This is a genomic window from Sulfuricaulis sp. (assembly GCF_049587675.1).
Classification (GTDB): domain Bacteria; phylum Pseudomonadota; class Gammaproteobacteria; order Acidiferrobacterales; family Sulfurifustaceae; genus Sulfuricaulis.
Genome location: NZ_JBAVEJ010000071.1, coordinates 1 through 18,455, shown reverse-complemented (window position 1 = coordinate 18,455; position 18,455 = coordinate 1). Strand labels below are relative to the sequence as shown.

Below are 18,455 nucleotides of genomic sequence, written 5' to 3'. Positions count from 1 at the left end.
ACAGCAGAAACGCGCCGTGGCACCTCAGGTATCACGGTTCACGACGCGCCCGCCCGGGGCCGCATGGCACGATAGCAGACATAGATAAACAGAAATCCGCCGGCGATGGAGATCAGGCCGCCCAGGCCCATGAGCCCCATGCCGGTGACACGACCGACGCTATCGAGCGCCTGCGCCGCGCCCGCGACCTTGCGCTGCACGCCGTAACCACCCGAAATCACCAGGCCCAGCACATGCAGCAACTGGCCGCCGCCGTAGAGCCAGGGCTGGAGGCGGGCCGGTTTCACCTCCGGCGCGCGAAAACCGAGTTGCGGCAGGAGATGATAGGTCAGCCCCATGAACGCGAGCGTCACGCCGACGATATTACCGTGATAGTGCGCCGGGATGGTGACGTTGGTGCCGCTGATCAGGAAACCGATCGCGCCACCCGCGCCAAACAGGATCATCGAGGCAATCAACGCCGCGCGCAGCGGCTGGCCGCTCCCCGTTGCTTTTCCAGCGTGCCACAGACCGTGAAGCAAGGCGAGGCTCAGCGGCAAGGCGGCGAGGCTGCCGCCGTAACGCATAAGCCAGGTGAAGAGTTTGATGTGCTCCACGGACGTTACCGGGTAGGAATAATATATAATCGGCGTGAAGAAAATCGTTATCAAACCGAAACCGAAAAAAATCAGCGCCACACGCGGGCTGAGCGTCAATAGTGCGCCTGAGGCCGAGGCCAGCCACAGCCACGCGACCAGCATGAGCAGCGTGTAGGTAAATTGCAGCACGTGGCCGCCGCCCCAGAACAGCAATTCGTAATAGGGCTTGCCGTGCAGAAATTCCGGCAGCGTGAAATACGACCAGGCGAAGGCGATGAGCGCCAGCATGGCCGAGACCGCCGCGGTGTTCAGCCCGAAACGCAACGCCGCCACGCCCTCCATCCACGGGCCCACCGGCGGAATCGCGCCCATCGCGCGCAGGGTCAGCGCGGCGAAGCCGGCGGTAAACAGCAACAGGCCGGCCAGGAACCATGTCTGCTGCAATACCGGTATGTAATTGCTCATGAGCGCCTCGCCGGCGCCGGAAAAAGGCGCGGCCGCGATCGCCACGGTGCCGAGGGTGGCAAACAACAGCGCTAGCCTGCCGGCACCGAGAAAGCGCGGCGTGGAATTGAGGCTCCACAGCGCGCCGCCGAAGGCGAGGAACCACACCAGCACCGAGAGGTCCACGTGCACTACCAGCGCGGTGTGAAAAAAATCCACCCAGGGGAAAAAATTCTGTACATAGGGTGTGCGCGCCAGCACCAGCAGCACCGAAAAAATCCCGGAGCCCAGTAACGCGGCCAATCCCAGTATCAACCAGCCGGCAGCAATCTGCCGGCGACCGTCGTCAGGAATCGGGAGGGAAAATTCCATTATGATTGCTCACCGCAAAGACGCAAAGAGCGCAAAGGAAAGCAAAAATAAAATAAGATTTTCATTCTCAGCCTTTTCATTTTTTTTCTTTGAGTCATTTGATGCGCGCCATCCCGGGCGCGCACCCTTCGGGCGCGCTCCGCGCGTCCAATTTTGTTCCAGACAAAATTGTGCGTCATTGCGGTGAGAATTATTTAAATACAAACCCGCCGGTCCGGGAGCTGAACTCAACGACAAATACCTGCGCCGGCGCAAGCTCGACATCCGCCTCCTTTATATAGTTGAAATCCGGCACGCGTACGCTGTCCTTGAGCCGCGCGCGCAGGTGGTGGCGCCCGGCGGGCACCTCAAAACGCTGATAGACCGTGGAGACGCCGTCGCGCGAAAGCCCCGCTGGCGGCAGTTCGGCGCGGTAAACCACCTTGTCATCCAGTTCCAGGTCGAACATCACCGGCGATCGCTCGCGCCCGCACTGGACCGGCACGCGCATGTTGGGCGGCAGGTTCGCCAGTTCGTCCGCGGTGCGGACATGACACTCCTCTTTCGGCTGCCCCGCATGGCTGAAGCTCGCCTTGATCAGAGCCATGTCCTTCGGGAAATGTTCATAGGCCGGCGCGGACGAGAAATAGCCGATCACGGCGACAAACAGGCCGTAAAACACCGCCTGACCGGCGTACTGCATGATCTTTTTCGGCATCACTTAACCCTCACGTCGTTTATTCATTACTCAATCGAGCCGGCGATGCAGCCACGCGTCGTGGCTGCGGAAATGTCCGGCAAACCACGCCTGCAGCTGCTGCGCGAGCAGCTCTTCGCTGAACGATTCCCCGTCCTCGTAATCGTCCATCATATCGCGGATTTCTTCGAGTAAACGCTCGTGATCCGCCTTGTGTGTGTCGTATTGATCGTAGTTCCGGGCGCGCATGATCTGCTCTTCCAGCGCGAAGTGCGCGGAAATACGCGCAAATATCTCCCCGAGAAAATCCATGACCGCCTCCTCGCCTCCCGGGCGCATCAGGCGGTTATGGGCCTCGTTCACCAGTCCGATCAACTCGCGGTGCTCATGATCCACGGCCGCGACACCGACGGAATATTTATCATCCCACTCGATAAGAGACATCTCTATCCTCCGGTGGATGGGATGCAGGAGACGCCGGTGGCGTGGCAGGGCCGTGGCGGTACGGACCCATGGCACGCAGCCGCGCGCGGAATTCCGCGATCTCGCGCGCGAGGGTGGCGTCGCCCGTGGGCCCGGCCCATACCATGGCCAGCCGCTCGCGCGGCACTCTGCCTCGCAGATAAGGATCACGTTGTCCTGCCAGGCGCTGCTCGGTCCATTCCACGCCCAGGCGCTGATAACAATCGCCCGCGATACAGCCCGCGAGCAGCACGCCGTCGGCGTGACGGCGACTGATGACAAAATCGATGAACGATGGCGGCAGCGCCGCGAGGCAGGGTAACACCAGCGTCGCAACTCCCGGTTCCTGAAGCGCAGCGAGATCGGGGCCGGAACGACAACCAAACACCATGACACGGTCCATTCCCGTCAGCGGCGCGGTAGCGGCCAGGATGCGCGAGCGAATATCGCGCGTCGTGAGCGAGGGCATGTCGATGCCCGGCACAAGATCGCTCACCCGCCGGAAAGGCGTGGCGGTGGGACAGGCACCGACGCAGATCCCGCAAGCCGTGCACAGGCCAGGTTCCACCACCGCCTGACTCTCGAACGGCAACCCGTCACTCCTCGGCTGCAGGATCACGGCGCTGTAAGGACAGTCGGCGAAACAGCGGCCGCAGCCGTTGCAATTCGCGAGGTCGACCACGGCCGCCGGCGCCTCCTGCCGGCGCGGAATCCATGGCAGCAGCATCAACAACAGTGTCCCGCCACCCGCGAGCGCCCAGACAACGCCCGGCGACCAGAGATCGATCAAGGGATACATGACGAGATAAAACCAGTCGGGATGCACCCGGCTGACCAGCGTGTCGAGATCGGCCGGCCCCTGGCTGAGCGCCGGATAGACCAGCGACAACGCCGTCAACGCCAGCAAGGTACCGATCATGATCGGGCGCGGCGGATTGGTTTTGGCGCGGCTGATGCGCAGGATGTGAATCCACATGCCCAGCAGCAGAAACAGCGGGATGCCGATATGCATGAACACCAGCAGCGAGAAAAAACGGTCATTGACCGAAGTGCTGTTCAGAAAGTTGCGCGCGATCGGCTCGGCAAAAATCGGCAGCCAGTCGAACCACTCGGTGGTCACCACCGCGATATACTGGGCGAGCCGGTCCCACACCAGCCAGTAGCCGCCGATGCCCGAGGCGTACAGGAACCACAGCAGGATCACGCCGGTCAACCACGCATACCAGCGTACGCCGCGGTAACGATCCAGCACGAACTCGCGCGCCAGATGCAGCAGCACGGTGATCACCATTGCATCCGAGGCGTAGCGGTGCAGGCTGCGCGCCACGCCGCCCACGTACCATTGGGTGTGCGTCAGGTATTCGACCGAGCGATAAGCGCCGTCGATACTGGTCTCGAAAAAAACGTAAACATAGATACCGCTCGCGGCAACCATCCAGAAAAAGAAAAACGACAGCGCTCCGAGGTGATATAACGGATTGATCCTCGGGCCAAAGGCGGCATCGAAGGCATGCTCGAAAAACGAAAATGCCCGGCGGCCCGCGCGCTGTATCGTCTCATTCAAAACGGATCTCCGCAGAAAGTCGCTACCGGTGACGGATATAACTTGGCATTTTACCGGGGGGAAAGAATATGATTCAGGTCAAGCTCGCGCGCGGCGTCGATTACGGCGCCATTCGCGGATCAACAGGAAGCTCACAGTCCCGATGGAGATCAGGCCGATGAAAAACCCGATGAATATCGAGTAATCGAAACGGTACTGATCGGACGAGGGATCGTAAACGGTGCAGAACAGCTTGATGCGGCTGCCCAGATTCGACAGCAGCGAAGGCGAGGTCGGCGCACCGAAGACCAGTTCCTTGAGCGGTTCGACCAGCAGCGGGGTATCGAAATTCATGCCATATACCTGGCGATAAATTTTCCCCTGCGCGTCGACCACCGTCGCTTGGATGAGATGATCGAACCCGTGCGGCGCCGGGTAAGCGATGAAGCCGAGCTCCTTGGTCAGGCCGGCCATCGCCGCGGCATCGGTGCTCAAAAATTCCCAATGCGCAATGTTCACGCTCTGATCCAGGGCGAACTGGCGCATCGCGGAGGGCGTGTCTCTGGGCGTGTCAAAACCGATGGTCAGCACGTTGAAGCTTTCCGGTCCGAGCGCGGCGCGCGCCGTGCGCACCACCTTGGCCAGATGCTGCGTGGTCGTCGGGCAGATGTGATAGCAGCTGGTGTAAATGAGGCTGATCACCAGCGGCTTGCCGCGAAACTCGGACATCCGCAGGTTGCGGCCGTCCGCCGACGTCAGTGTGTAATCGCCAAGGTTCTTGCCGATCGCGCCCTGGCTGATGGCCAGCGCCGCTTTCTGATCGAATTTCGATGCCGGGTCTGCCCCCGCCGTCGGTGACGGAGTGTGGCCGGCTGTGTCGTGCGGCGCGGCCATGGCCGGCGACGCCAGGAGACCAGCGCCGATCAGGCCGAGGAACAGGATGAGCAATTTTTTAACGTGCATGGAGGAATCATTCCGGAAAGGAACAGCCGGGCGGGCTTGCGCCCGCCCGGCCTCCCGCTCGCGGACCGGCCCAGAGGCCCGCGTTTACAACCGCCTGAATCGAAGCTGTCTCAAAAACGTCGCGAGCGGCCGTCAGCCGGGTGAGGACGGAGCGCAGGATCCGGAGTGTACACGGCAGTACATGAGGATTCCGAGCACCGCCCGATCCCGGATCACGGACGCGCAGCAGTTTTTGAGGCAGCTTCTAGCCCAGCCCCCAGACCTGGGACAAATATTTCCAGTTGACGAAGTAGTACAGGATGAACGTCGTCAGGAACACCAGCGCCAGCACCAGCGTGCCGGGCACGGAGATGCCGCCGATGCCGATGCCGTGGACACCCGCCGCCACCGGTTCGGCGATGATCGGGGTCGCGCTCTTGACCTCGCCCCGGCGCCGGCCGAACAGGACCGAAGCGACAATCTGCAGAACGAAAAGTCCGCCGCCCACGATCGCCAGAATTCCGCTGATGGCCATCAGACCGAGCATCAGATACGCCACCTCCGGATACTGATACTGGAACAAGGCGTTGGCGAACGAGATGTCCCAGTGGCGCCGCGGGACGCCGAGTGTGCCGGCGCCCATCATGAACAGCGTGAAGCCGATCATGCCGAAGCCGAACAGATACGGCTGCCACTTGGCGAGCCCCGGCAGGACGACGTCGCGCTGGAACAATACCGGCACCAGCCAGTAAGTCAGCGCCATGAACGCCAGAGTCGTGCCGCCGACGACGGTGGCATGGAAGTGACCCGGGACGTACAGGGTGTTGTGAATGATCAGGTTGATCTGTTCCGTGCCCATCACCACCCCGGTGATGCCGCCGAGGAATCCGAAGATGATCAGCGACAGGAACATGCCCGAGAAGGTCGGATTGCCCCACGGCGCCTTGCGCAGCCATTCAAACAGGCCCTTGTTGAAGCCGCGCTTGCGCTGCGCCGCTTCGATCGCGCCCGGCACCGTCAGACCGTGGATCATGCTCGCCAGCACCGCGAGGTACATCGCATAGCTGGTGTTGAAAATTTTCCATTCCGAGCTGATGCCCGGATCGGCCAACAGGTGATGGGCGCTGGCCAGCTGCAGGAACAGGATGTAAAGCAGGAACGCCATGCGCGAAACCTTCTCGGACAGCGGCTTGGCGCCGAACACCACGCCGGCAATGAGGTACCACACGGCAATGTGGGCCGAGACGTTGATCTGCTGCGAGGAATGGCCCATGCCCCACCAGATGATGCGGTACATCAACGGGTCGATATAGTTGATGAAGCCGATCTTCCACAGGAAGGTCGGAATCAAAATAATCGCGCCCGAAGCGATGGTGAAGATGGCGATGATACAGGCGGTCAATGCACCAAAGGTCACCAGCGGAATCGATCCCTCGCCGTACGTTCGCTCGGCACGCGCGATCACCAGCGTGCCGAGGAACACGAAGCAGCCGATCAGGGCGCCTACCGCGAAGAGAATGAGCCCCAGATAGAAGTGCGGCTCGGCCGACATCGGAACATAGGAGGTCATCATCACGCTCGAACGCCCCTGAAAGATGGCGACCTCGGTCATGATGGACCCGATCACCATCAGCGCAAACCCGAGCCACGCCCAACGCGGCGCCGCGAGGCGCGATCGCAACAGGGTGCTGGAGGCGAAGTACAACACGGCTATTTCGAAGAAGATGATCCAGAAGATAAGCACGCCGAGGCCGTGCGCGGTCAGCAGCATGTAGAACATGTCCGCCTGCAGCAGGTGGACCGTCGGCCAACGCGTCAAAATCATCAACAGGCCGATGACGCCGCCGAACAGCAGGAACACGATTCCCGCGACGGCGTTCAGTTTCATCAGGGTCTCGGCCGGCTTGTGGAACAGCAGGCCAGTGTCGGGACAGGTACGGAATTCTGCAGTATTCGCCATTTTTTACGACCTCCGCTGTACAGGATGTACGAGTGCCACGAAGCACAAGCACGTAGCCCTACTCGTTTCGCTCGTTCGTCTTGTCATAAGATGACGTGCGTGAGCGGCCTTACTTCACGTAGATTCTGCCGGTCATCGTGTGGTGCCCGATGCCGCAGTATTCGTTGCATACGATGGTGTACTCGCCGGATTTGTTCGGCGTGATCTTGATCACCATCTCGTAGCCGGGGATCACCTGCACGTTGATGTTTTCCGGCTGCAGCGAGAACCCGTGCTGCCAGTCCATCGAAGACAGGTGCAGGCGGTAGGTCTTGCCGTTTTCCAGCTCCAGAATCGGGTACCACTGCCACAGGCGGGCCAATATATAAACATCGGCTCCCGCGGGCGGATGCACCACCGGTATCTCTTGCGCAGTTTCCTTGCGCACGGTGAATTGATCCACCATCGCCTGAACTTTCTTCCCGTAGAGTTCCGTCGAGGTGCGATAAGCCTCGTTCGAGAGGTTCTGCTTACCGTAGACATGCCAGTACGGCATCATGATGAACATCACGATGGCCCACACCAGCGCGATGGCGACCCAGAAAAGCTCGACGGCCTCGATCGGTTCTTTCCACCAGATGCGTTCGGCAGGAGGTAACAGGCTGCTCATATCGGCGTCTCCCGGAAGTTATTTGGCCAGAGGAATGGTGACGACTTCCATGATGCCCCACAGGATGTAGAACACCGTGGGAACCACGACTCCGATGAATAACAGCAGAAATGGATTGTCGAGCACTCGTTGCATGGCAGGGACGGCTTGATCCCGGCTTCCCGAACCCGTGTTTTTGGCGGCAGACATGTATATACCTCCTGTGCTGATCAAAAAAAATGTTTGATTACTTTCGCCGGTCTTTTGTAGCGCACCCGGCGCCATTATTCTTTCGCTGCGGCATTATGCCACCGTCAATTAAAGACCGATTCGGGCGCTCATCTACTTGACTTAGGTCAATTCAACTAAAAATGATTTACACTTTGACACTGGTCAAGCCAGCAACGACGTGACGTCGAAAACAAATCTGGGAAAACTCTTTTATTCAATCGAACCGCCAGGACGCCAGGAACGCCAGGGTAATAAATCATTCGATTCAAAATCTTTTTTTCCTGGCGACCCTGGCGTCCTGACGGTAAATGTCTTATTTCAGAGGCTCCTTAACTACCTATGCCAAGCGTGTCGACTCTCTCGCCTGCCCCCCGCTCCCCGTCGCCGCGCACGGACAGCCTCTACACGCTGCTGGTTTTTCTCTCCCTCGTTCTGGTGCTGGTGGTCGTTATTCTCAGCGCCTACCTGCGTCTCGCTGGCAGCGGCCTCGGCTGCGCCGAATGGCCGGCCTGTTACGCGCTGATCAAATCAACGGCGGGTGGAACGGAGTCGCTCGCCTCCGCGCATCTGGTGCCGGCGTGGGCCACCGTCATTCATCGTCTGGCGGCATCCACGCTCGGCGCCATGGTGGTGGGCATCACGCTGATGGCGCTGCGCCGCAGACGGCTTCCGGGGCATAACACGGGACTGTCCCTGGCGGTGCTGGGGCTGACGGTGTTTCTGTCGGTGCTCGGATACAAAACACCCTCGCCACTGCTGCCGTGGGTAACGCTCAGCAATCTGCTGGGCGGCATGGCGATGCTGGCCATGCTGTGGTGGCTCGGTCAGCGGTCGGTGTCCGCGGTCGGAGGCGATGCGCGCGCGCCATCGTTGCGGCCGTGGGCGCGCGCCGGCGTTTTCATTGTTTTCTTCCAGATCGCGCTCGGCGGTTGGGTCAGCGCCAATTTCGCCGCGCTGGCCTGCACCGGTCTTCCCGGCTGCGGTGATTTCCCCTGGCTCGACGGTCCCTGGCGCGAGAGTCTCAACTTGTTCCGCGTGCTCTCGATCACCGATGGCGGCGTCATCATCACCGGCGATGTCGCCAAGCTCATCCACATGATTCACCGGCTCGGCGCCGTGGTCGCATTTCTGTATATAGGATGGCTGGGGTGGCGCGGGCTCAGGCTCGGGGACCGCTATCGCGGCACCGCCACGTCGATGCTGGTCTTGCTGCTGCTGCAAATACTGCTGGGCGTCGCCGCGGTGGTCTCCAGTCTGCCCCTGACGATGGTGGCTGCGCATAATGCGCTTGCCGCGTTATTATTGCTGAGTACCGTGAACCTCATGCATCTGCTGACGCCGGCAACTGAAAAATGATATCTCTCTCCACATCCTCTTCCAACAAGCCCGTTGCCGTCTGGCTGTTGATCTGCTGCGCGCTGATTTTCGCGATGGTGGTGCTGGGCGGTGTCACGCGGCTGACGCGGTCGGGGCTTTCGATCGTCGAATGGGACCCGATCATGGGCGCGATCCCGCCTCTCACCCAGGCCCGGTGGGAGGAAACCTTCGATAAATACAAGCAGACGCCGGAATACATCAAGGTCAACCAGGGCATGTCGCTCGAGGAATTCAAGGGCATCTTCTACGTCGAGTGGGCGCACCGCCTGCTCGGCCGGCTCATCGGCTCGGTATTTCTGATTCCGTTTCTTTATTTCCTAGCGCGCCGGCGCATCACGCACGAACTGGCGCCGAAACTGATCGTCATGTTCGTGCTCGGCGGATTGCAGGGCGCGCTCGGCTGGTTCATGGTGAAAAGCGGACTGGTCGATATCCCGCGCGTCAGCCCCTACCGGCTCACGGCGCATCTGGCGTTTGCCGTCGTCATTTATGCGTATATTTTCTGGACCGCGCTCGGACTGCTGTATCCGCCGGAGCCCCGGCCCGCGCCCCGGGGGCTCGGCCGTTTTGGCGCGGCGGTGACCGCGCTGATTTTTCTCATGATCCTCTCGGGTGGATTCGTCGCCGGCAACAAGGCCGGATTCGCCTTCAATACCTTTCCCTGGATGAATGGCCGCTTCTTTCCCGAGGGCATGTATGCGATGCAGCCGCTGTGGTCCAATCTGTTCGAGAACATCGCGACGGTGCAGTTCAACCACCGTCTCCTCGCCTACCTGCTGTGTCTCGTGATCCCGGTTTTCTGGTGGCAGGCGATGCGCGTGGCATTACCGGCGCACACGCGGCGCGCCGTGCATTTTCTGCTCGGCTGGCTCTCAGTGCAGGTGCTGCTCGGCATCGCGACGCTGCTGTATGTCGTGCCGATTCCGCTAGCGGCCGCGCACCAGGCCGGCGCGCTCGTCCTGTTCAGTCTTGCTCTAGCGGTCCTGCATTCGTTGCGGACACCCCATTAACTGGCGGCATCCGCAACCGGCCATTACAGTTTTTTCCCGGATAGCAGCAGGCGAGTGATCTCTGCCACGGGTTGCGGACGGCTGAACAGATAACCCTGTATGCCGTCGCAATCGTGGTTGCGCAGAAACACGAGTTGGCCCGGCGTTTCCACGCCTTCGGCGATCACTTTCAGTTGCAGGCTGTGCGCCATGGCAATGATGGCCGTGACGATGGAGGCGTCATCCACGTCGGTCGTGATGTCGCGCACGAACGACTGGTCGATCTTCAGGGTATCGATGGGGAAACGCTTAAGGTAACTGAGCGAGGAATAGCCGGTACCGAAATCGTCGACCGCGAGCCTAATACCCATGCGGTTCAACGCCTGGAGCATATCGACCGTGGCTGACGCGTTTTTCATGATCACGTTCTCGGTTATCTCCAGCTCCAGGATTTCCGGCGCCAGACCGGTCTGGCGCAGAGCCCGCGCCACCACGTCGACCAGATTCGGTTCGCTGAACGAGGCGCCGGAAAGATTCACCGTCATGGACAACGGCGGCAGGCCGGAGGATATCCAGCGCCGCGCCTGGTCACAGGCTGTTTGCAGCACCCATTCGTCAATCGATTTCATGAGTCCGGTTTCTTCCGCCACGGGAATGAACTGGATGGGCGAGACCAGTCCCAGATCGGGGTGTTGCCAGCGCAACAACGCTTCCACGCCGGTGACGAGCCCCGTTGCCAGATTGACCTGCGGCTGGTAGTACAGCAGAAATTCCTCGCGCTCCAGCGCGTGGCGCAGGCTGGCCTCGAGCATGAATTTTTCCAGGGCCTTGGCGCTCATTTCGGAAGAGTAAAACTGATACTTGTTGCGGCCCTGGTCCTTGGCGCGGTACATGGCGGTATCGGCATTACGCAATAACTTGAGGGAATCCTCTCCATCGGTCGGGAACAAACTGATACCGATGCTCGTGGTCACGACAAACTCACGGTTATTCACCGCGACCGGACGGGACAGGGCCTCGACGATTTTTTGTGCAATGGCCGGAACATCGTCTGTATCCGCGATGTCTTCCAGCAGCACCGTGAACTCATCACCCCCCAGGCGCGCCACGGTATCCCCTTCACGCACGCAATTTTTCAGGCGCTCGGAGGTCGTCCGCAACGTACTGTCGCCGATATCGTGCCCGAGCGTGTCGTTGATGTTCTTGAACCGGTCCAGGTCGAGGAACAGCACGGCCAGCGGTCTTTGGGTCCAGCGTGCGCGCGTCAGCGCATGTTCCAGCCGCTCGAGAAACAGCGCGCGGTTCGGGAGATCGGTCAGGGCATCGTGATGCGCCAGGTATTGCAAGCGTTGCTGAGCCTGGATTCGTTCGGTGATATCGCGCACGATGGCCTGAATATAGCGCTCGCCCCTCAACTCGATCGCATTCAGACTGACCTCGGCATCGAAAGGCGTTCCGTCCAGCCGGATATGCTGCCACTCGAAAAACTGGGACTCCCCCTCCAGGGCCGTCTTGATCTTCTCCAGCGCCTTTTCCTTTGACTTGCGTCCGTCCGGCTGATACTCCGCCGAGAACTCCATCGGGGTATGACCGATAATATCGTGACGCCGGCAACCGAACATCCTCAGGGTTTGCGGATTGCAGTCCACAAAGTTCTCGCCCTGCATCAGAAAAATCGCGTCGTTGGCGGATTCGAACAGCGTGCGGAATTTCTTCTCATTTTCGCGTAACGCCTCGTCTGCCTGCATGCGCTCGGTGACGTCGGTGATGAATCCCTCGAGCGCCTGAATTTCTCCGGTGGGGCTGTGGATCCCCTGGCCCTGCTCCCACACCCACTTGGTCTTGCCATCCTTGGTAATGAGGCGGTAGAGCAGCTGGAATGGCCGGTTTTCAGAGAGCGCCGCCTGCACGTCGTGCCAGACCTTGTCGCGATCGTCCGGATGAATCAGGTCGGCAAATTTCACCTGGCCGGGATGCGCGAATTCATCCGGCGCATAGCCGGTCAATGCAAGTGCTCCATCGCTGATCAGTTCAACGGTCCAGTCGGGATCGTTGCGGCAGCGGTAGACCAACCCGGGCAGGTTACTGAGGAGCGTGGCAAAGCTGCGCTGGCTTTCGAGCAGGTCCGCCGTGCGCTCGTTCACGGCGATGGCCAGCACGCGCGATTGGGACTGGATTCGGTGCAAGATGTACAGCAGGCTCACGAGCAGAAGACCACCGCCGAGCCAGATCAGGCTCAGCATCAGCCCCGGGGGGCCGGGTTGCGCCTCTTTCCACGCCACGCTCAGTTTCCAGCTGCCATCGCCCACCACGATGGACATCGGCTGAGTCCAGGAGAGGTCCGATGTTTCGCCGAAGAACATATGGCCCTGATTGTCCTCCAGTCGCAGGGCAACGCTCGGATCCAGAATGTCGCGCGCGTGCTTGATCAGCGGGTCAATCTCAAAAACCCCCTGTACATGGCCGACGAGTCGATCATCGCGATACAGTGGAAATCGAATTACCACCGACAGCTCCCCTTGCACCACCTTTACCGGATCGCTCACGGTGACGTGCCGTTCCTGAACCGCCCTGCGCAGAAATTCCGCGCCGGGCCGACTATATATATCCAGCCCGATGGCCTGCTCGTTACCCTTGAGCGGGTAAAAGTGCCGCAACACCCCGTTCGCGTCGCCGTAGGCATAACCCTTGGCAGCAGGGGTGAACTGCATCAGGGTCTCGGCAAAACGGTTGAATTCGGAATAATCCGGGGGTTTGCGCGTGGCAAGCATGAAGGCCTGCAGGGTCTCGACCGCCACGATCCGCTGACGCACGCTCAGCTCCAGTTGCAACGCGGCATCCGCCTGTTCCCGGATTAACCGCCAGTGATTGCTCTCCTGGGACTGACGCCCGGCATAAACATGCAACAGAATCAGCGTGACGAGACCGAAAACCCCCACAATCGCCAGAACGCCCGGTCCACGAGCCGCTTTGACGATGGTTTCTGCCTCAGCCGGTCGTGCCAGCCTGATATCGGACAGCCTGTTCAGTAAGCCCCCTTGCCTTTTGGACGAGCCGGTGCATCACACACGTGAAAAGACCTTTAGCTTTCAAGATAGACCACTGTCCTTATATAGTTGCTTTTTGAGGGTTCCAGAGGGTCTTCGCGTGACCTGAATCAAGTACTTTCCCCGGTTTCTCCTGCTAAAAGAGACCTGTTTCATCAACACCCTCAACTGCTGCCGGATTCGAATATGAACACCCTGACGCCCCAACCCACGTTGATACCTTCACGCTGGCAGGTCTTTAGCGCCGCGCCCCATCGCATGATGTTCTTTGCCGGCGCGCTTCAAGTCATTCTGGTGATGGGGCTGTGGCTCCTGGAGCTGGCGGGGCGCGCGGGATGGTGGCCGACCCTGTCCCTGGCGGTGGCACCCACCTGGGTGCACATGTTTCTCATGCTGTACGGGGTGTTCCCATTTTTCATTTTCGGTTTTCTGATCACGGTCTATCCGCGCTGGATGGGCGGAACGGTGGTACCGGCGTCGCGGTATATCACCGCCTTCATTTTTCTCGCCGCTGGCATGATTCTGTTTTATGCGGGCCTGTTCGCATCGCGACTCGTCGTGGCGGCGGCGCTGGCACTGCAACTGGCTGGCTGGGGAGTAACGCTCTATTCGTTACTGGCGGTTTTCCTCCAGGCGCCCAAGCGCGGTCCGCACGAGCGTCTGCTCAACCTGGCGCTCGCCGCCGGCATGCTCGGCATCGCGTGCTTTCTCGCCGCTGTTATCTCCGGCGCGCCAATGGCTTTCCTGCTGGCGCGCGAGTTCGGACTGTGGCTGTTTCTGGTGCCGGTGGTGTTCCTGGTGGCGCATCGCATGATCCCGTTCTTCAGCCAAAGCGCGCTCATCAACTATTTAATGATACGACCCGCCTGGGGTCCGCCGCTGATGCTCCTGTGCGTCGTCGGGCATGTGCTGCTCGAACTCACCGGCCTGACCGCGTGGCGTTTCCTCGCGGACGCGCCGCTGGCGCTCGCCGCGCTGCATCACTCACGGATCTGGCAATTCCGCCGCAGCTTTCACGCACGCCTGCTGGCCATGCTGCACATCGCATTTCTGTGGCTCGGCCTCGGCATGGCGCTCTACACCGCGCAAAGTCTGGTGCTCCTCGTCACCGGCGTGGACTACCTGGGACGCGCGCCGTTGCACGCACTAGGCATCGGTTTCTTTACCGGCATGGTGGTGGCGATGGCCTCGCGCGTCACCCTCGGGCATTCGGGGCGCGCGCTGGAGGCCAACGACCTGACGTGGTACGTGCTGCTCGGTGTAAACATCGCCGCGATGCTGCGCATCGTCGCGGAGTTTCTCCCCGGCACTGTCGGAGGAATTTTAAACGTGCTGGCCGCGGCCACCTGGTTGCTGTCATTCCTGCTGTGGGTATGGCTGTACGCGCCGATGTACCTGCGACCGCGACTCGACCGTAAACCCGGATAATCGATTTATCAGGAAACAGAAATGATTATCTTGCTTCTCAAGCATCTGCACGTCACCTGTGTGGTGTTGTCTATTTCCGGGTTTCTGGTGCGCGGCGTATGGATGATGCAAGAATCGCCGTGGCTGCAAAAAGAATGGGTACGCGTGGCGCCGCATGTCATCGATACGATTTTGCTCGTCTCGGCGATTCTGCTGGCGATGCAGATCCAGCAATATCCCTTCGTTCAAAATTGGCTCACGGCCAAGGTGCTGGCGCTGATCGCTTACATTGTGGTCGGTGCCGTCGGTCTCAAATACGGCCGGACCAAAAAAATCCGTGTTAGCGCGTGGCTCGCCGCGATCGCGATATTCGTCTACATCGTCCTGGTCGCACTCACCCATCAGGTGCTGCCTTTCGTCGCCTAGCGATGATTGCGGCGGCTTAAATCCACCGGCACGGTTCGGGAGTTTGACCTGCGTCAAGCCGATTTACCTCAAAATAAGCTAGTTTTGTCATTTTAAGGCCTATTCATTTCATGATCCGTACCTCTTTCCCTTTACTCAAGATCCGCGATCGCGAACTGTTGCCCGTCATTCAGGGTGGCATGGGTGTCGGCATTTCCGGCCACCGGCTAGCCGGCGCCGTCGCCCGCGAAGGCGCGGTCGGCACGATCGCCAGCGTGGATTTGCGGCGCCTGTACCCGGACATCATGCAACGTTTGCGCAAGTGCCACGACCCGAAAGTTCACAGCGCTGCCAATATCGAGGCGCTGGATCGCGAGATCCGCACCGCGCACGAGATCGCGCCGGACGGCTTCATCGCGGTGAACGTGATGCGCGCGCTGTCGAATTACGCCGAACTCGTGGTGCAGGCCTGCAAGAGCGGGGCAAACGCCATCGTCTCCGGCGCGGGGCTGCCGTTCGACCTGCCCGATCTCACGGAAAAATTCAAGAACGTCGCGCTCATCCCGATCCTGTCGGAAGAACGCGGCGTGCGCGCCGTGCTCAAGAAATGGATGCGCAAGGGCCGGCTGCCAGATGCCATCGTCATCGAACATCCGCGCTACGCCGGCGGGCATCTCGGTGCCACGCGCATGGAGGAAGTCAATGACCCGAAGTTCGATTTCAAGCGGGTGTTGGATGAAACCCGGCGCGTGTTTCAGGAACTGGGGATCGCGCTCGGCAGCATTCCATTAATACCGGCGGGCGGTATCAACTCGTTTCAGAAGCTCAAGGAACTTTTCGACATGGGCGCGAGTGGCGCGCAGATCGGTACGCCGTTTGCCGTGACCGAAGAATGCGATGCGCACCCCAACTTCAAGAAAGTGCTGGCTGAGGCCAGGCCCGAGGACATCGTCACCTTCATGAGCGCGGCCGGGCTGCCGGCGCGCGCGGTGCTCACTCCATGGCTAAAGAATTATCTCGCGAAGGAATTGAAGCTGCGCGAAAAAGCCAGTCCCGAATGCTCCCAGTGCCCGAGCCGGCTCGAGTGCCTCGCACATTGCGGATTCAAGGACGGCAATCCCCAGGCCGGCCAATTCTGCATCGAGACCCAGCTCGCGGCGGCGCAGCGCGGCAACATACAGCAGGGCTTGTTCTTCCGCGGCTCGGAGTCTCTGCCTTTCGGAGTGGAAATACGCAAAGTTCATGAGCTGCTCGAATACCTGCTGACCGGCAACCGATTCGCAACACCAGCGTGACTTCCGGCACCTTCCCCTATCCCGGCACTCCGACCACCGCCGACGGATCGGCGGTGGTGGTCTGGGTCGAACAAAATATTTCTGAAGGCGCCTGCGCCTTCCCGATCACCCCGTCCACCAACATGGGTTCGGGTTATCAGCTCGCGGTCGCGAACGGCGGCAAGAATCTGTGGAACCACGATCTGTTCTTTCTCGAACCGGAATCGGAGCACAGCTCCGCCTCCGCCTGCGAAGGCTTCGCGCTGGCCGGCGGGCGCGTGACCAATTTCACCTCCGGTCAGGGCCTGGTGCTCATGAAGGAGGTGCTGTTCACTATTTCCGGCAAGCGTCTGCCGGTGGTGTTTCACATCGGCGCGCGGGCACTCAGCTCGCATTCGCTCAACGTGCACGCGGGTCATGACGATGTCATGGCGGTGGCCGATACCGGCTGGGGCATGCTGTTCGCGCGCAACGCGCAGGAGGCGCAGGACCTGGGGCTGATTGCCCGGCGCGCCGCGGAAAATTCACGCACGCCGTTCCTGAGCATCCAGGACGGTTTTCTCACCACCCACACCATCGAGAACGTGCGCCTTGCCGAGCCGGAACTGATGAAGCTTTTCATCGACGATCCGCGCGCGAAACTGACTAGCCTTTTCGATCCCGACCGTCCGCTGATGACCGGCGTGGTGCAAAACCAGGATTCCTATATGAAGGGCAAGATCGCGCAGCGCTATTACTACGACGAAGTGCCGCGCCATCTGCAAGAGGCGTTCGACGAATTCTACCGGCTCACGGGACGGCATTACGGTTTCGTCAGCGGCTACCGCCTGGAGGACGCCGAATACGCCATCGTCGGCCTGGGTTCGGTCATGGAAACCGCGATCCCGGCCGTGGACTGGTTGCGCCAGCACCTGGGCTGGAAGGTGGGACTGCTGCATGTCACGAGCTTCCGGCCGTTTCCCGGCCGCGAAATCGTCGCCGCGCTCCGAAACTGCCGGAGCATCTCCGTGATCGAACGCATGGACAACCCGCTGGCCGGGAACAATCCGCTCACCGCCGAGCTGAAGGCGGCCTTCGCCGATGCCATGGCGGGCGCCGTCGGTTACGCCGCCGTCGAGAAAATGCCGCAGATTTATTCCGGCGTGTACGGCCTGGGATCGCGCGACACGCGCGTCGGCGACCTGATCGCCGTGGCGCAGAACATGGTTGAAGGCGGTCAACCTTTCTTCTCGCTTAACATCGTGCACCCCACGGCGCTCGAGCGCCGGCACGATCCGGATGTGCGTCCGGCGGGCGCCTTCAGCATGCGCGGGCATTCGGTCGGCGGTTACGGCTCGGTCACGACCAACAAGGTGATCGCCTCGCTCGTTGAGGAGATTTTCGGTCTCTACGTTCAGGCCTACCCCAAGTACGGCTCGGACAAGAAGGGTCTGCCGACCACCTATTACCTGACGGTGGCGGCCGAGCCGATCCGCGAGCATTCCGAGATCGAACACGTCGAATTCGTGCCGATCCATGACATCAACGCCTTCGGCGTCGCCAATCCGCTGCACGGCCTCAGCGAGAACGGGAGTTTGTTCATCCAGAGCCGCTTCGGCACCGACGCTGAAGTATGGGCGCACATCCCGGCGGCGGCACACGAAATCATCCTGCATAAACGGCTGCGGCTGTTCTATCTCGATGCGGTTAAAATCGCCCGTGAGCTGGCCGCGACGCCGGACCTGCAACTGCGCATGCAGGGCATCGTGCTGCTCGGCATCTTCCTGCGGGTAGCGCCGTTCGTGCGCGCGCAAGGCCTGGGCGACGCGCAGCTGTTCGAAGGCGTCGAAAAAGCGCTACGCAAGTATTTCGGAAGGCGCGGCGAGAAAGTGATCGAGGCCAATATGTCCGCGGTAAAACAGGGATACTTCAACTTGCGCGAGCTCGACATCGCGCGCCTCGCGCCCGCGACCCTCGCGGCGGCACGAGCCTAGGAGACAGATCATGACCGCCTCGCTGGAGAAATTCCGCTCCGAATTCATGGATCGCGAGACTTTCGAGCGTGAGGTGTTACATGCCTATGCCGACGGCAGCGCCGAGGCCTGCCTGCCGGCGGACCGCGCGGTCGCGCTGTCGTGGAT

Annotated in this window: 15 protein-coding genes and 1 other RNA gene; 6 read left to right on the top strand and 10 right to left on the bottom strand. The window is 60.7% G+C overall.

Annotation, left to right across the window (positions count from 1 at the left end):
- Positions 1-38 precede the first annotated feature (38 nt).
- The 9 genes from WB402_RS03715 to WB402_RS03675 all read right to left on the bottom strand — a co-directional run bounded on the left by WB402_RS03715 (position 39) and on the right by WB402_RS03675 (position 7,815).
- On the bottom strand, positions 39-1,394 hold the full coding sequence (locus WB402_RS03715) for a cbb3-type cytochrome c oxidase subunit I (protein ID WP_424205566.1): 1,356 nt from the start codon (positions 1,392-1,394) through the stop codon (positions 39-41).
- A 190-nt stretch (positions 1,395-1,584) separates the two neighbouring features.
- Positions 1,585-2,094: a hypothetical protein gene (locus WB402_RS03710; RefSeq protein ID WP_424205565.1), complete on the bottom strand. Its 510-nt coding sequence runs from the start codon at positions 2,092-2,094 to the stop codon at positions 1,585-1,587.
- Between the two features lie 27 nt (positions 2,095-2,121).
- Positions 2,122-2,514, bottom strand: a complete 393-nt coding sequence (locus WB402_RS03705) for a bacteriohemerythrin (protein WP_424205564.1) — start codon at positions 2,512-2,514, stop codon at positions 2,122-2,124.
- Entirely contained in the window at positions 2,492-4,096 is a 1,605-nt protein-coding gene (locus WB402_RS03700) for a cytochrome b N-terminal domain-containing protein (RefSeq protein WP_424205563.1), read from the bottom strand. Before WB402_RS03700 ends, WB402_RS03705 begins: the two co-directional genes overlap by 23 nt.
- 78 nt (positions 4,097-4,174) lie before the next feature.
- On the bottom strand, positions 4,175-5,038 hold the full coding sequence (locus tag WB402_RS03695) for an SCO family protein (protein ID WP_424205562.1): 864 nt from the start codon (positions 5,036-5,038) through the stop codon (positions 4,175-4,177).
- Positions 5,039-5,145: 107 nt separating this feature from the next.
- Positions 5,146-5,221: non-coding RNA, sX9 sRNA (locus tag WB402_RS03690), on the bottom strand.
- Positions 5,222-5,282: 61 nt separating this feature from the next.
- Entirely contained in the window at positions 5,283-6,977 is a 1,695-nt protein-coding gene (locus tag WB402_RS03685; RefSeq protein ID WP_424205561.1) for a cbb3-type cytochrome c oxidase subunit I, read from the bottom strand.
- A 109-nt stretch (positions 6,978-7,086) separates the two neighbouring features.
- On the bottom strand, positions 7,087-7,626 hold the full coding sequence (locus WB402_RS03680) for a cytochrome C oxidase subunit II (protein WP_424205560.1): 540 nt from the start codon (positions 7,624-7,626) through the stop codon (positions 7,087-7,089).
- An 18-nt stretch (positions 7,627-7,644) separates the two neighbouring features.
- Positions 7,645-7,815 (bottom strand): hypothetical protein, encoded by a 171-nt coding sequence (locus WB402_RS03675; protein ID WP_424205559.1) that lies wholly within the window; start codon positions 7,813-7,815, stop codon positions 7,645-7,647.
- 360 nt (positions 7,816-8,175) lie between these two features.
- Between WB402_RS03675 and WB402_RS03670 the strand changes: the two genes are divergently transcribed.
- Positions 8,176-9,192: a COX15/CtaA family protein gene (locus WB402_RS03670; RefSeq protein ID WP_424205558.1), complete on the top strand. Its 1,017-nt coding sequence runs from the start codon at positions 8,176-8,178 to the stop codon at positions 9,190-9,192.
- On the top strand, positions 9,189-10,223 hold the full coding sequence (locus WB402_RS03665) for a COX15/CtaA family protein (RefSeq protein WP_424205557.1): 1,035 nt from the start codon (positions 9,189-9,191) through the stop codon (positions 10,221-10,223). Before WB402_RS03670 ends, WB402_RS03665 begins: the two co-directional genes overlap by 4 nt.
- A gap of 23 nt (positions 10,224-10,246) precedes the next feature.
- On the opposite strand, the gene WB402_RS03660 is transcribed toward WB402_RS03665, so the two are convergent.
- A complete protein-coding gene (locus WB402_RS03660) occupies positions 10,247-13,141 on the bottom strand; it encodes a bifunctional diguanylate cyclase/phosphodiesterase (RefSeq protein ID WP_424205556.1) in 2,895 nt (964 codons plus the stop codon).
- A gap of 294 nt (positions 13,142-13,435) precedes the next feature.
- Between WB402_RS03660 and WB402_RS03655 the strand changes: the two genes are divergently transcribed.
- From WB402_RS03655 to WB402_RS03640, 4 genes are all read left to right on the top strand, one after another.
- On the top strand, positions 13,436-14,677 hold the full coding sequence (locus tag WB402_RS03655) for an NnrS family protein (protein ID WP_424205555.1): 1,242 nt from the start codon (positions 13,436-13,438) through the stop codon (positions 14,675-14,677).
- A 21-nt stretch (positions 14,678-14,698) separates the two neighbouring features.
- A complete protein-coding gene (locus WB402_RS03650) occupies positions 14,699-15,082 on the top strand; it encodes a SirB2 family protein (protein ID WP_424205554.1) in 384 nt (127 codons plus the stop codon).
- Positions 15,083-15,192: 110 nt separating this feature from the next.
- Positions 15,193-16,356 (top strand): NAD(P)H-dependent flavin oxidoreductase, encoded by a 1,164-nt coding sequence (locus tag WB402_RS03645; RefSeq protein WP_424205553.1) that lies wholly within the window; start codon positions 15,193-15,195, stop codon positions 16,354-16,356.
- Complete coding sequence (locus WB402_RS03640) at positions 16,353-18,308, top strand: 2-oxoacid:acceptor oxidoreductase family protein (RefSeq protein WP_424205552.1); 1,956 nt, start codon at positions 16,353-16,355, stop codon at positions 18,306-18,308. Before WB402_RS03645 ends, WB402_RS03640 begins: the two co-directional genes overlap by 4 nt.
- The last annotated feature ends 147 nt before the right edge of the window (positions 18,309-18,455 follow it).

Excerpts from the sequence above, each read along its gene's own strand:
- WB402_RS03715 (WP_424205566.1), bottom strand. The coding sequence starts at position 1,394 with ATGGAATTTTCCCTCCCGATTCCTGACGACGGTCGCCGGCAGATTGCT.
- WB402_RS03705 (WP_424205564.1), bottom strand. The coding sequence starts at position 2,514 with ATGTCTCTTATCGAGTGGGATGATAAATATTCCGTCGGTGTCGCGGCC.
- WB402_RS03695 (WP_424205562.1), bottom strand. The coding sequence starts at position 5,038 with ATGCACGTTAAAAAATTGCTCATCCTGTTCCTCGGCCTGATCGGCGCT.
- WB402_RS03685 (WP_424205561.1), bottom strand. The coding sequence starts at position 6,977 with ATGGCGAATACTGCAGAATTCCGTACCTGTCCCGACACTGGCCTGCTG.
- WB402_RS03680 (WP_424205560.1), bottom strand. The coding sequence starts at position 7,626 with ATGAGCAGCCTGTTACCTCCTGCCGAACGCATCTGGTGGAAAGAACCG.
- WB402_RS03675 (WP_424205559.1), bottom strand. The coding sequence starts at position 7,815 with ATGTCTGCCGCCAAAAACACGGGTTCGGGAAGCCGGGATCAAGCCGTC.
- WB402_RS03670 (WP_424205558.1), top strand. The coding sequence starts at position 8,176 with ATGCCAAGCGTGTCGACTCTCTCGCCTGCCCCCCGCTCCCCGTCGCCG.
- WB402_RS03665 (WP_424205557.1), top strand. The coding sequence starts at position 9,189 with ATGATATCTCTCTCCACATCCTCTTCCAACAAGCCCGTTGCCGTCTGG.
- WB402_RS03655 (WP_424205555.1), top strand. The coding sequence starts at position 13,436 with ATGAACACCCTGACGCCCCAACCCACGTTGATACCTTCACGCTGGCAG.
- WB402_RS03650 (WP_424205554.1), top strand. The coding sequence starts at position 14,699 with ATGATTATCTTGCTTCTCAAGCATCTGCACGTCACCTGTGTGGTGTTG.
- WB402_RS03645 (WP_424205553.1), top strand. The coding sequence starts at position 15,193 with ATGATCCGTACCTCTTTCCCTTTACTCAAGATCCGCGATCGCGAACTG.